Origin of the sequence: Maribacter sp. Asnod1-A12 (assembly GCF_045063735.1) — a bacterium.
GTDB lineage: Bacteria > Bacteroidota > Bacteroidia > Flavobacteriales > Flavobacteriaceae > Maribacter.
Map to the genome: position 1 here is coordinate 391,649 of NZ_JBEFNZ010000006.1, position 14,245 is coordinate 405,893.

15 protein-coding genes are annotated in these 14,245 nt (G+C 35.2%); all 15 read right to left on the minus strand.

Annotated elements, in window-relative coordinates:
• Window positions 1-26: 26 nt before the first annotated feature.
• The gene (locus ACJJVP_RS01630) at window positions 27-488 is read right to left on the minus strand and encodes a type II secretion system protein GspG (RefSeq protein WP_405410262.1); all 462 of its coding nucleotides are present in this window, start codon (window positions 486-488) and stop codon (window positions 27-29) included.
• 48 nt (window positions 489-536) lie between these two features.
• Window positions 537-1,148 (minus strand): hypothetical protein, encoded by a 612-nt coding sequence (locus ACJJVP_RS01635; RefSeq protein WP_405410264.1) that lies wholly within the window; start codon window positions 1,146-1,148, stop codon window positions 537-539.
• A 601-nt stretch (window positions 1,149-1,749) separates the two neighbouring features.
• Complete coding sequence (locus tag ACJJVP_RS01640; RefSeq protein ID WP_405410266.1) at window positions 1,750-2,832, minus strand: serine hydrolase domain-containing protein; 1,083 nt, start codon at window positions 2,830-2,832, stop codon at window positions 1,750-1,752.
• Window positions 2,833-2,984: 152 nt separating this feature from the next.
• The gene (locus tag ACJJVP_RS01645; protein WP_303597870.1) at window positions 2,985-3,638 is read right to left on the minus strand and encodes a hypothetical protein; all 654 of its coding nucleotides are present in this window, start codon (window positions 3,636-3,638) and stop codon (window positions 2,985-2,987) included.
• 82 nt (window positions 3,639-3,720) lie between these two features.
• The gene (locus ACJJVP_RS01650) at window positions 3,721-4,425 is read right to left on the minus strand and encodes a haloacid dehalogenase type II (RefSeq protein WP_405410267.1); all 705 of its coding nucleotides are present in this window, start codon (window positions 4,423-4,425) and stop codon (window positions 3,721-3,723) included.
• A gap of 23 nt (window positions 4,426-4,448) precedes the next feature.
• Window positions 4,449-4,799, minus strand: coding sequence for a DoxX family protein (locus ACJJVP_RS01655; protein ID WP_405410268.1), 351 nt, complete (start codon window positions 4,797-4,799; stop codon window positions 4,449-4,451).
• A 29-nt stretch (window positions 4,800-4,828) separates the two neighbouring features.
• Window positions 4,829-5,491 carry a peroxiredoxin-like family protein gene (locus ACJJVP_RS01660; protein WP_405410269.1) on the minus strand — a complete coding sequence of 221 codons (663 nt, stop codon included), beginning with the start codon at window positions 5,489-5,491 and terminating at the stop codon, window positions 4,829-4,831.
• A gap of 22 nt (window positions 5,492-5,513) precedes the next feature.
• Window positions 5,514-6,158 (minus strand): DsbA family oxidoreductase, encoded by a 645-nt coding sequence (locus tag ACJJVP_RS01665; protein WP_405410271.1) that lies wholly within the window; start codon window positions 6,156-6,158, stop codon window positions 5,514-5,516.
• A 3-nt stretch (window positions 6,159-6,161) separates the two neighbouring features.
• Complete coding sequence (locus ACJJVP_RS01670; protein ID WP_405410273.1) at window positions 6,162-6,476, minus strand: EthD family reductase; 315 nt, start codon at window positions 6,474-6,476, stop codon at window positions 6,162-6,164.
• A gap of 67 nt (window positions 6,477-6,543) precedes the next feature.
• The gene (gene gap, locus ACJJVP_RS01675; protein ID WP_405410274.1) at window positions 6,544-7,536 is read right to left on the minus strand and encodes a type I glyceraldehyde-3-phosphate dehydrogenase; all 993 of its coding nucleotides are present in this window, start codon (window positions 7,534-7,536) and stop codon (window positions 6,544-6,546) included.
• A gap of 65 nt (window positions 7,537-7,601) precedes the next feature.
• On the minus strand, window positions 7,602-8,327 hold the full coding sequence (locus ACJJVP_RS01680; protein WP_405410276.1) for an SDR family oxidoreductase: 726 nt from the start codon (window positions 8,325-8,327) through the stop codon (window positions 7,602-7,604).
• A gap of 120 nt (window positions 8,328-8,447) precedes the next feature.
• Window positions 8,448-8,996, minus strand: a complete 549-nt coding sequence (locus ACJJVP_RS01685; RefSeq protein WP_405410277.1) for a carboxymuconolactone decarboxylase family protein — start codon at window positions 8,994-8,996, stop codon at window positions 8,448-8,450.
• Window positions 8,997-9,071: 75 nt separating this feature from the next.
• The gene (locus tag ACJJVP_RS01690) at window positions 9,072-9,650 is read right to left on the minus strand and encodes a TetR/AcrR family transcriptional regulator (protein WP_405410278.1); all 579 of its coding nucleotides are present in this window, start codon (window positions 9,648-9,650) and stop codon (window positions 9,072-9,074) included.
• Window positions 9,651-9,791: 141 nt separating this feature from the next.
• On the minus strand, window positions 9,792-11,060 hold the full coding sequence (locus ACJJVP_RS01695) for a serine hydrolase (RefSeq protein ID WP_405410280.1): 1,269 nt from the start codon (window positions 11,058-11,060) through the stop codon (window positions 9,792-9,794).
• A complete protein-coding gene (locus tag ACJJVP_RS01700; protein WP_405410281.1) occupies window positions 11,060-13,987 on the minus strand; it encodes a PEP/pyruvate-binding domain-containing protein in 2,928 nt (975 codons plus the stop codon). Before ACJJVP_RS01700 ends, ACJJVP_RS01695 begins: the two co-directional genes overlap by 1 nt.
• Window positions 13,988-14,245 lie beyond the last annotated feature (258 nt).

Genomic DNA, 14,245 nt, shown 5'->3' on the forward strand with positions numbered 1-14,245 from the left:
TTCAAATAATAGGATTAGATTAGAAACTATTTGACATCATCTTCCGTTTCAAATTGTCCATCAGCACCTGCAGAAAGTATTAAATAAGTACTTCCGTCTTCAGAAACACTATACTTATAAGGTCTATGCCATGCATCATTGTTCCATTCTTGTCTAATTGGACCATTACCAATTAGCTCTTCTAAACTAAGCGGATAGTAACCAAATTTTTCCTTCCATTTTTCCATTCTAATATGTATCTCTGCCAACTCTTTTGAAGTTTTTTTTGGAAACATAGAATTGGTTTGATAACTAACAAAAAGAAACGCACTACACGAAAATAGCACTATAAGAATTATTGTAACTATTGAACTTGGCTGAAATAGGTATTTTTGAACGGTTCTTTTTCTTCCGTCTTCTTTCTCTTTCTTACTAATTAGCTTTCGATGTTTGTAATCTTCTCTAATAAGTCCGAAATCCACTAAAACAGAAAGTATAATTTCGATCATTTTTATTTAAATTGTTTACCCCCTAAACTATTCACCTCTGAAAAACGATTATTTTTTGATTTCAAGTGTTTTTAGAAATAAATCAATTATTTCCTTATCATCAATATATGCTTCATTTAAAAACATCGTTACTACGATGATACCTTTATCTTTTTCTCCAAAGGTTGCTACCGTATATATTTCCTTTTCTCCATTATAAGTCAACGTAGCTTGAATCCCTTCAATTGTTTGACCACTTTTCAGTTTCTTTTTAAATGTTTCTTCAACTTTTGTATAGCCATAGCTAATACTCTCTTTTATAATTTCTTGTAACATCAACTGTGTTAAATTGGTTGGATTAATTGTATGATATTTTTGTACCATAAACCCATTACCAGTCGATTTTATAATCATACATTGCTCAATATTTTCATCAATTTTAGAGTTGGACACACTAAGGGATTTATCGTAGCTAAAAGAAATCATATCATCTGAATACGTTAATATATCCGGCTGAACAATTTTAATAGTCAAGTCTTTTCGTGAAGAAACTTTATATTGAATTTCACTATTCAACTTAGCCTTAATTGAATCATTATTAATAATTACGATATAATTTTCCTGACCATGTACAAAACTTATAAATAAAATTAACAGAGCTACTAACATGTTCTTTATCATTTTATAAATTTAAATTGAGATCAATTGTTATTTAAATCCTTATTTATCAGACTAAAATAGTTGAAATATTAAGTTAAACCTTCTTCTAGACTCATATCAATACATAAAAAAACTAGTTCATCTTAATTTCGAAATTACATTCTGTCATTTTAATCTACCGTTTGTTAATTATAATTATAGACTATACATTTTTATAATCTACAGGCATAATAGTGCTAACTACCTTTAGCAACGAAGTCGAAAACTAAAGAAAACCAGTTTGTCAAAATAAAAAACAGCCAGTATTATATAATAATAGCTGTTTTTTATTTAAAAAGTATAGAAGTGATACTACTCTCCTAATTCTGTAATTTTTTTCTCATATACCTTTTTGCTCTCTAAAACGGCAACGTTCAATTCTTGCATGATTCCGTCTACACGGCCTTCTATGCTTTTCTTTTAATCATTGATATTATCGAAAGAATTAAGGGCTACAGCCACCTCTAATGCTTTTACAATCTCAACGACATCGCCATGTAATAACCTTAATTATTTATGAAGATATGTTGGTTATCAAAAGTCTTTTAAAAGACAAAGAGATATCTCTTAGTTCATTTTTCTACTAATTAATTACCTCATTAAACTTCTCCCAAAAAACATTATCGAAAGATGATAATGCAAAATTTTCTTCAGATCCCGTAGCCTCACCCATTCTTATAATTACCAAATTCTCACTAGGTACAATGTAGATGCGCTGTTCATCTTTACCTAAAGCTGCAATCATATCTGCTGGTGCATTCGGAATAAGAGATCCCGGAAATTCTGTTTGCGTAGATGGTAACATGAAGTCACTTTTTCCATTTAACCACCATAAATAGCCATAAGCCGGGTTTATATCTTGAGAAGTTGTTGTGCTTTCTAAATAGAAATCTTCATCTACAATTTGATCTCCGTCCCAATTTCCATAATGTGAAGCAAGTAACCCAAATCTTGCCATACTTCTTGTATTACTATGGTATATACGATAGATAAATCCGTTATTCCAGAATCCATCCATACCTATTTTAGCCGCTAATTCGGTATTAAAATAAGTTTCAAATTCGGTTCCACTTGCATCTTCAACTACATTCATTAATCGTTGAAATACGTTACCATAAGCCCAGCGTGTACCCGCATCGGCAAGGGAAACCAAATTCGCTTTGATTACCAATTGAGGTTCGTCGTCTAAACCAGAGGTCATAGTCAACAAACTCTTTACGGTAATTAAATTTTCTTGTTCTATTGCGGCACTTGTCCACTCGGTACCAATATAATAAGACACCTTATTATCTATATCTATTAATCCGTTTTGTTGCGCAATACCAGTGGTAGCCGTTACCAAAGTTTTCCCGGCACTATTCCACTGCCAAGTATCGTTAACAGTATGTTCGTTATAATATTCTTCTACCACAATTTTACCATCGACCAACACCATAAAAGATTTGGTATCATCGGCAATAAGAAAATCTTCTAATTCTGCAAGTTTATCTACATTCCAATTCAATTCTGAAGGTGATACACTTTCCCAGTCATTTGTATTAATAGGCGGAAAATAAGTAGCGGCTTCTGTAGGGGTTGGCTCATTAGAATCAGTTGAGATAGAATCATCTGATTGACAGCTTAAAAGTATAGATAGAATACCTATATAAAATAATCTATGTATCATGGAATTTTCTCTTTAGAAAGGCTTAAAATATTTAACGCACTGGAATCTAATTTGTTGCGTAAAAAATGGTCTATTCTAAAGAATGTACATCACAAAAAAAAGCCAGTATGAACACATACTGGCTTTCTTCTAGAAAAAACTAAAAATCTAAACTATTCTTCCCCTAATTCGGTGATTTTCTTCTCGTATAATTTCTTACTCTCTACAACGGCAACGTTCAATTCTTGCATGATACCGTCTACACGACCTTCAATGCTTTTCATTTGATCATTGATATTATCGAAAGAGTTAAGGGCTGCAGCCACTTCTAATGCTTTAACGACCTCAACGGCATCGCCATGCAACAACCTTAATTTTTCTATAGCCGTAGAAGTATTCGCTAATGTTGCGTTATATTTGGTACGCGCCTTTTCTATAGCACCCAAGAGTGTTTTTTTACTCTTTTCATCACTTAGGCTATTGGTCTGTGTCTCCATTGCCGTGAACAGATTGGAAGCTTTCTCTTTTAAGTCTTCGTACTCCTTATTCAAGTTATTAACTCTACGATCTACTTTTTCCCAATCTCCATATACCTTGGCGAATTCCTTATCTTCATTCTTGGTATCTTCCAAAGCGCTTTTTAAAGCGTTTAGAGATTCTAGACCTTTATTTACATTTTTGTTCGCGGTCTCTTTCTTATTCTCAAAATCGTCTACTTGAGACTTAAATTTATCTTTTAAACGAATAAGGTCTTCCGGACTTTTATCTTTCCAACATGAAGTTAGGGTAAGTGCAATTAGGGCAACAAATAGTGTTCTTTTAAACATGTAATACTTTCTTTAGTTAATGGTAAAACAAAGATACATATTCTTAGATGCTTTTAATTTGAAAATGAAATGGCAAGAGTTTTTACTTGTAAGTAACTAAAATGTCTGCTGCTTTTTTTAAATCAGACACTACTATTTCTGTTTTTGGCGCTAAAGGATATTCTTGCTGCCCTGGTCTACCTATAAACGCTGCTCTCCAGCCTGCCCAAAGTGCTCCAGCAACATCCCAACCGTGAGCTGCGATGAGCATACACTCTTCTAGTTCCAAGCCCATTTGTTTTGCTCCCCATGCGTACGTATCTGTAAAGGGTTTGAATTTTCCCGTTGGTTCCACGCTTAGCATTTCATCAAAATACTCGGTTAATCCCGCATATTCAAATTGCTTTTTTAATCCGTCTTTAGATGAATTGGTGAAGGCTACTAATTTGTAACCGGCAGTTTTCAATTGTGTAAGTGCTTCTTTTACTTCTGGGTGCGCTGGTAAATTACCCATAGACGCAGAAATAGTTTTGCGTGCCTCTTCTTCCGTTAGGGAAATATCAACATTTGCCGCCACCATTTGTAATGCGGCGGCACCAATATGATCAAATGGTTTGTACTGACCACTTGCCGAAGTTACTAATGAATACTGTAACATAGTCGTAAACCAAAGGGAGAGCAAATCTTCTCTTCCGCCTAAAGCTTCTCCTACTTTTTTTTGAACTTTTGTAAGATCTAAAAGTGTTTCGTTGACATCAAAGAACAACACTTTAGGTCGTATATTTTTATTCGCTATAGCAATACCCATATTACAATCTTCATTTAATGCGTTTAAATCCTTTTGCTAAAGATATAAGAAACAACCAATGCCACCCAAGCAATTACAGCTGCCATTTGTTCCCCATCACTTACCATAATGTGTGCAAAAAATGCTAATGTAACCGCAAAGAAAAATGCGGCATACGCCCATTCTTTTATAATATGAAACTTAGGATTCCATATGGCAAATAACCCGATCAACTTTGCAGTAGCGTACGGATAAATTAAATATGTAGGGTAACCCAAACTAGTAAAGGCTCCTTTAATATATTCATGATTAAAAAAATACATACCTGCTGAAAACAATATGACCAAGGTAAAAATACCTGTAGCTACATAATAGATTATTTTGTTCGCATTCATAATTATTGGTAGTTAACTAGTTCCTTATGCTATTTCAACTTTTCTAAAGCCGTTAATATTTCTGACACTTCTGCTCTTTCGGTATAATCTGCATCTAAAAATGCATATTGTATAATGGCATCGGTATCGATCACATAAGTTGCAGCCAATGGCAGTTCATTACTATGATCTCCATTTACCTTACTTAAACCAAAACCTGCTTCATACATTGCAGCAACCTCATCGGTCAAGGAATATACTACACCATATTCTTTTCCAACACCATTACCCACATCACTCAAAACAGAAAACTTTAAAGAATTCTTTTCTGCTGTACTTAGTGAGTTATCTGGCAACTCTGGCGTAAGTGCAATTAAGGTTGCACCCGCTTTTTTAAATTCAGGTAGTTTCTCTTGTAAATAATGTAGTGTGATGTTACAATACGGACACCATCCTCCCCTATACCATGTTAAAACTACGGGTCCGTTTTTAAGTTCCTCATACAAAGAAACCGATTTGCCCGATGCATTTTTCAAGGTGAAGTTAGGTGCTTTACTATTGACATTGAGTGCATTTTCCAATACACCAGATGCCGCAACACTACTAATACCCTCAGCATAGATTTGCTTTTTCTCATCAGTAAACTTCACAGCTGCTTCTTGGCGTTTTACCGCTAATAATGCATCTAGCTCCCCTTTAATTGTTGTGCTCATGATAGACGAATTTATATTTTTATTAATTGGCAATTAGTTCACCAAGTATTTGTTTAAAAGTAGAAACGGGTTGTGCACCTGTTACTGCACTTTTCATATTAAAGACGATAGTAGGCACAGAGTTTACACCCATATTCTTCCATTCACCCTGTTTGTTTCTTACCTCAAATCTCGCTTCTTCACTGTCTAATCTAGCCAGTGCCTCATCTGCATTTAAACCGACCGCTATTAAAGCTTCTTTCAAAACAGCTCTATCAGAAACATCTTTTCTTTCGGTAAAGAAAGAAGTAACCAATCGCATTTTCAATTCGGTCTGTTTTCCAAAATCCTTAGCATATTCTAACAACAAATGAGCATCAAATGTGTTCGCCATACGCATACCTTCAAAATAGTCGAACTTAAAACCAAGTTCTTCCCCAATATCGGTCATGTTCTGTTGCGATGCTTGTTGTTGTTCTATAGTAGAACCATACTTTTCGGCAATATGTTCCGTAAGGTCTTGCCCTTCTGGTGGCATGCCCGGGTTTAGCTCAAATGGTTGCCATTCAATCTCTACCTTATCTTCAATACCTAGTTCTGAAATCGCTTTTTCTAAACGCTTATACCCAATAATGCACCATGGGCAAACTACATCAGAAACGATATCTATTTTTAATTTCTCTTTCATCTCTTAAAATGTTACCAATTCACTGATCTGAATCTCACCTTGTACATTGCTATCATTTTTAACATCTGCCGCAAATGTTGCCGCATGAGGACCAAATGCCGCTTGAAAAGAAGCTACATCATCAAACTTTAAATGAGCAATGGCTACATAGGGTGCAGCTTCGCCTGGCGCTCTGCCACCAACACCAAGATCCAATTCCAATCCTTTCAATGCACTACCCACTAGTTTTTGAACCATTGGCAAGTGTGTATTTTTATAATATTCCGTATCGAACTTTACGCCTTCGCTGTTCGGATACATTACAGATACCTTTATCATTTTCTGAGTTTTTAAAGTTGAAAAAAGTAGCGGTTCTATTCAATCAAGAAACGCTACCTCGTTTATTCTAGTTTTCTGATAAAATTTGACGAATCATTTGATTGGTGAATCCCCATTCGTTATCATACCACGTCATCACTTTTAATAAATCGCCATCTACGACTCTAGTCATACCTAAATCTACTGTAGATGCATGCGGATTTTTCACAATATCAGAAGATACCAAAGGCTGATCTGTTGTAGCAAGAACATTTTGATATCTTTTAGTAGCCGCTTCTTCCCTAAAAATAGCATTAATAGCTTCTGGTGTAATATCATGTTCCATTACAAATGTTAGATCGGACATTGAACCTACCGGAATAGGAACACGTAAAGCAACACCATCAAATTTACCGGCTAAACCTGGCAAAGCTTTAGTGGTTGCAATTGCTGCACCAGTAGATGTTGGTACTATATTCGCCGCACCGGCACGCCCCATTCTTAAGTTCTTCTGTGATGGAGAATCTACAATACCTTGCGATGCCGTATAGGCGTGTACCGTAGTCATGATAGCTTTCTTAATACCAATTCTACGACTTAAAATCTCAACAACAGGACTTATGTTATTTGTTGTACAACTAGCACATGAAAATATGTTAGTTTCTCCAGCTTCCGTATTTACACCATGAACTACCGTTGGTATGTCCTCACTTTTTGTTGGTGCAGAAATAATAACAGATTTAGCACCTGCTTTAATGTGTTTTTTAGCGTCTTCGCTTTTGGTAAAGAAACCAGTACTTTCAATTACGACATCAATTTCATGTGATGCCCAGGGTAAATCTTCAGGATTACGTTGCGAGTTGTATTGAATTTTTTGACCATCTATAATCAAGTTGTTATCATCATGAGAAACCTCTTTTTCATAAATTCCATAAACTGAATCATACTTAAGTAAATAAGCTATATTCTCTACAGATACGATGTCGTTTACCGCCACTAACTCTAATTCTGGAGTATCCAAAATCACCTTTAAAGAAGCGCGACCTATACGCCCCATTCCGTTTATTGCTATTTTTTTCATTTCGATCTATTTAGGTTAATAAAATTCAATCCTACTTACGCAGAACCCTTTAATTTTTGTTTGTTCTAATCCGATAAAACTATATTCTCTGCAAACCCTTGATAAGCTCCTTCAAATTGTTTCGCCATATCGTCTGGAAACAAGTGAAAATCTCCCTCAGCCAATGATTTTACAATTCCTTCCGATACAATTGAGGTAGCCGCAGCACCTTCAAATCCTGCTTTTGCAGCCATATCAGTATCTATAGGACCAGGGTGTACACTTAAAATGCTAACTCCTTTTGCTCCCAAATCCGCTCTTACACCTTGCGTCAAGGAATAGGATGCTGCCTTTGAGGCAGAATAGGTAGATAATTGAGGAAAAATTTTAATAGATGCTACAGAATTTAATTGAACCAACGCTCCTTTTTTATCCTCTAATGTTTTAGCGAATGCATTCGCTACACGTAAAAAACCAAAGGCATTTACCTGTAATTGTTGCATGAAATCTTTTTCTACATCTTCACCTACAGTGGCATAAGGTGTACCTATACCCGCGTTATTAACGACGATATCTACATCATTTGCCTGCTTAGCCAAATCTTGTATAGATTTTGTGTCAGAAACATCTGCTTTCAGAGTCACTACCTTATCACCGTATTTGTCTTCTAATTCTTTTGTAGAATCGGTATTACGTACTGCCAAATACACTTTTTTAGCACCGTGATTTATAAATGACTCTACTATCGCTTTACCGATACCTCTATTGGCACCAGTTATTAAAGCTACTTTATTTTCTATTGTTGTGCTCATATATAAGTTTAAGTTTTTGATAAATTTATTCGAGAAAATAATAGCCTTCCGCCTAAAGACGGAAGGCTACAAATAATCACTCAATCAACATATGGTTTCGAGGGGAAACTGAAACCTCAATTATTTAGACCATGCAAAACCTTGAAAAGGTGCGTCTACTGGCGTATGTGCAATATGGTTTGTGTAGTTACTGATCACTTTTTGAGATAAGCCTAAGATAATTTCCAATACTTGTTGCTCACCATAACCAGCTGCATAAAAAGTATCTAGATCTTCTTGCGTTACATTACCACGGTTACGAACTATAGTCAATGTCATAGTTCTTAATGCTTCTAATTTTTCATCTGCCAAAGGAGTTTCGTTACGTAATGCTTCTGTAATAGCATCATCAACCTTCATCATTTTAGCAATACCCGTGTGCGCTGGTACACAGTAATGACAAGCATGCTCTACATTGATTGTCTGCCATACTACTGTCAACTCATCGTTGTTAAAAGAAGTTTCAGTAAATAGTTTATGTAATGTCTGGTATGCTTCTAAAATTTGTGGAGAAGCCGCCAACACCCCGTGCAAACCAGGGATCATACCAAATGATTTTTGAGAGTTCTCTAATAATCCTTTGCTACCTTCTGGTGCAGATTCAATGTCGTGTACTTTTAAAGTTGTCATAATCTTATTATTTCTATTAATTATTATATTTATGTTAAATCTAAGCGACTGCTTAGTTATTGCTCAAAAAAAAAGTTATAAGTGTAAAAATGTAATCTTAATAATGTCTTTCAGCTGTTCCTCTTTAAACACTTTCGATGAAATCGATAGACCTAAAAGAGCATTCATTAAATAGTCTGCTTGCGCTTCTATTTCTTTTACATCCCTTAAGTCGTCTTGTTTTAGATTCCTTACAAACAATTCTCTAATATTTAAAGAAAAGCGTTTTAACGCCGCCATAATTACAGGGCTGGAATCTTCTTTTATTTCATTTACAGTATTGGTAACCAGGCATCCTTTAAAAATTGCGCCTTCTCTAGAAAAATCAAGAAAATCAAGAAAATATTCTTTAATACCTTTTACTCCATTATTAGAGTTTTCCAAGGTATTGGTAATGGTTTTAATTTGATTATTATAAAGTTTGATGCTTTCTAAAAAAACACCCTCTTTATTTTTAAAACTAGAATATATGGAAAACTGGTTAATACCCATTTCTTTCTCCAACATACGAACTGATGTGCTCTCATAGCCATTACGCCAGAACAGGCGCATTGCCTTTTCTATGACTTCAGCTTCGTTATATTGTTTTTTGCGTGCCATGATTTCTAATTCCACTACAAAACTAAGCAAGTGCTTTGATATAAAAAAACTTTTAACTTTAGATTAAGTATTATTGGGCATTTAAAACCTCCTATAACAAAAATAACCTATTAACATATAGCACAATAGGTTATTCAAATCAGATGAATCAGAAGTTTAAATTCTACCCTTTCTAATAATTTTATCAATATTACCCGCTAAATACATATGATCACTGGCAGAATTCTTACGTAGCACATTCGTCATTAGCACAACCATATACCTACAATTATCTGGGTGCTCAACTATAATAACTGAATTCATAAAGTTGGTTACGTTACCCATGTATTTACCACAAGATTCACCTTTGCTTCTATCGCATTTATACAACGAACCTGATTTAAAATAAACTGCCGCTTCTTTTAATGCAGGCGATTGTGCGTATCTAATTCTACGATCGGTCATATACATCAATCGCTTCATTTCTAAACTAGAAGCTTCATCAACCACCTTACCTTGTTCTAATTGCACCAAGAATTTCATTAACCCCTGTGGAGAACCTATACTACCGCCCTTATCACCTACATAGGTATTTGCACCTCTAGTGAAGAAACTACCTAGTCGCCATTCATCAGATGTGATACCTAAATCGCGCAACGGCAAGTTGACAACATCATTACTTAAGTCCGTTAGCTCCTTTTTAGGTGTTTCTTTAAAGTAAGTATCCGCATCTTCTTGGGTCATCTCTGGGTATTTTTCACCGAAAGCCGCCATCAAAAGTGCTTCTCTCCAAACAATACTTGCCGCACCATTATTACTTACAGACAGCATATGATCTGCCCACTCATATAATGAGAATACATCACTAGCAATTACCTGTCGCTTTACCAAGGTATTCTTTTCAATATTATAAATAGGTATCGTGTGTTCATCTGTTAAGCCCCAAACTCCCGCTTTTACAGTTTTATTCTTCAACAATTCAGTTCTTTTCTCGAATGAATCTGGATAAATTTTCTCCAACTGTGTAAACAATCCTAATAATACCGCCAATTTACCAACACTACCGGGCTGATAACCTGCTGCTTCATTTCGTTCTGCATAGCGAACATTTTCAGGGTCAGAAATATCTAAAACAGTCAATGAATAACTTTTATCTAAACCACGGAAGAGTGCACTGATTTCTTTCTGAAAATCTTCGTTCACCTGCATTAACCCCGTGGCACTATCATTCTTTCTCGATAGTAGATTTAATTGAATGTCATTGTAAGATTTCATTGCTCCTGCAGGTAAAGCGGTCGCATCTTTTATCTCCCCACTTTTAATCATTTCTAAACGCTTTAAACGTTTAATACCTGTTCGCTCGTAACCATCTATTGGATAATAGGTAGATGTTGTAAATGCAGATGCACTTATAACTACAATCAATAATATTAGTATTCTCTGCATTACAATTTTGTATTTAACGAGATTTCTTTCTCTGTATTAATTCTCGGTGTAATAGATTCTAGATACCCAGAACTCAATGCTTTTTTATTTTCAACAAATGGTCTTATTTGAAACAACCATAATTTATCTTTTTTAAAACCAAGCTCTACATCATAAGCACCTTCATAATTTGAATTTGTTTCTTTAGGTAAAGTTTCACGAATGGTATTCGCTAATATTTTAATATCTCTCATGTTCTTTTCATTCACTACTCTATTCTGGAACGTTGCCACTTTCTTGCCCGTACCACCGTTAGATGGTAAGGTATTGTACATTGGTTCACGAGCCGGCGCCAATAAACGATAACCATTACTATCGTAAATAGTATATGTTTCTGCGGACTGACCATCTACTGCACCGCCTGCTCCTCTACTGAAAGCTACCGTTAAATCTTTATCGTTACCCGAATTGATTCCTTTTGTAATTAGAACTCCCGAATAATCTACATCTACACTTGGTATCACCAAAATAGAAGGAAATACATTCTCAGGATTCAACAAATACACTTGTCTCCATTTAAAACTACGTTCAGTATATGGTGAAGCCCAAACATCTTTTATGCCTTCTAAAACTTTCTCTTTATCCAGCACATTGAATAATGTTAAGTTTAATCCTGCGCCAGTAAATTCTTTAAGATCCTCCATATTGGTATCGCTACGCAAGAACACGGGTATTTTTCCGAAGTCCGACCCAAGAACAGATTTGAATTTGCTTTCAAGCTGATTCATAAAATCTTCTTTCAACGGCATTTTTTTGATAGCACCTCTTAAGGTTTCTAATTGTCGTAACTGATAATTCTCAACTTCGGGTTCTAGCACATCTGCATTTCGCATGCGATCGGCTTCTTTGAACATGGCATTCAAATATTCCCAATACGAGCTATTTTCACCAGGCATTTGTTGATCCATATGATCCCTAAAAATTCCGAACGGAATCACCAATCCCTCAACCACCTGCTCAGGAAACATCTTTTTCAACTGCCCTAGGTTAGCCGCTTTTGGTCCGCATAAAGCTCCTGAATCGCTAGCATCAACATCGCGCATGTTTAAAACATCTGTATTGCCTAATTGAATCTTTTCAACAGGCACTTCGATCTTATCGGTATTACGTTCTTTCTTTACGAATAGTCCGCGTTCTTGATCCGTCATCTGCGATTCTGGTTTCAAGATCACATTTCCCTTATTAGAAACCGCATAAAACACGCGGTCACCATCATATTTCTTTAAACTTTGAAGGTTTTGATCAGATAAGGCAGCATTCGGTATACCTAAATTACGTGCCAATAACTGCACGTGTGAAACCATATTACCCTCTGCCACAGTTGCAATACCAGCTACAGGTTTTAAATCTGATGGTGATCTTTGAAAAATATAAATCTTATCTGCCGATACTTCAATATCTTCAGATGAGCCATCAACAACGACCAACTCCCCAAATGCATACCCAGGGTTCAACCCTCTAAATGTACTTTGGTTGGCAATGTCCATCACTTTATTCGTCAAGGCAGATTCTTGTGAAATAAAATCACCAAGTTCACCTACACTTTGTCCTAAATGTAAGGCAACAGAACCTCTAATTCTATCATCTATAAATGCATATGCTTTGGGCTCAAATGTGGTATATGTATTAACCACTTCTTGATAATTCGCTTTTACCATAGCTGCGCTCCACTCTACTGCAGCTCTTGCCGTTTCTAATACCTGTGTTAGTTCTGCCAAGCTCAATTGATCTTGGTTGAATTTACTAAGTGCACCAGAAATTTGTTCCCATTCCCACAGTTCTAAATACCCTGCACCAACCGATGCCGTTGTCAACGCACAAATTTTTTCTAATTGTCCGCTTACCGTTGTTGGTTGCCAATTCGGTGCATTTTGAAACAATAGCTCTTCTAATTTAAAAGAAATGTCCAATAACTGCAAACGTGCCAAAGAACGCTTTTCTGTTAACAATTCTTCTCTTATCTCTAAAAGCAATTGTGCCGTTTCATTTACCGAATAAGAAGCGGTTTCATCATTCGACCTACCATTAACAAATGACTGAACCTTATCGCCTAAAGTTGTGCCTTTTATTAATTTTGATTTGTTCAGCAAAGCCTGAACATCTACAGGCTTAAAGAACGTATTCATGGTAGCTACCAAACCGTCAAGTTTTTTATTTAAATCAGCAGTTAAAGATTTTTGATTTTTAGCTTTAAAGTCGATTACTTTCTGAATATCTGATTTCTCAGGCTGACTGTGAATTTTTGTTCTTAGATCCATAAAAGGAACATACAAATCTGAAATCACCTTAGATTCGCTTCTCATCAACTGCGCTACATTATCATCACCATTATGAGGAATATCTTTTAAAGATTGGCGAATGAGATAGAAATTATCTGTAACCACAGCATCTTTGGATAATATGGTTTTATAAAAATCGATACCCCAAGCCTCTTCGTCTTCTACCTGAACAGAACCTCTATAAAACTGTCCTTTTTGATTGATCCATCCGTTATCGACCAATCGCAAATATTTATCTAATTGGTATTGTTTTAACCGAGAATGATTGTGGTTGTTATCCCATAATTCATCTATAGTTGTATAAGCCAAAATTTGACCTAAATAAACATGATTGCTTTTACCCAAAGCAACCACTTCATCTTTATAGCGAGCATGCTGCACACCCGAACCAATATTATCTGGGCAAGGATTTTTTGGCTGACGAACACTACCATCGGCACAAAACCATCGAATATCTTTATATGGACCTCGAATATCACTTTTATATTTCTCAACCAATGTCTGAACATTTTCGACCGCTAAAGATGATTGCGCCTGAACACTAAGACCTGGTGTAAAAAGAACACAGATCAACGCAATAAAGAAGGTATTTAAATTACTTTTTTTCAATTGAATTATATTATTTTATTCATCAAAGGTACTATCAAATATGACTATTTAATTCGCTATCATGTAATTATTTTAAGATAATAAAACAAAAATACCTTACTGAATTACAGAAGATTAAGATTAAAAAAAAGATTCATAATAAAATGATAAAATTATTCGTTATTCAACTAATTAGATTTCATTTGTATCAACTTTTTAAGTCTAAAAAAAGACTCAAAAAACGGACAAAAAAATCTATAATTAACTTAACAATTTAAA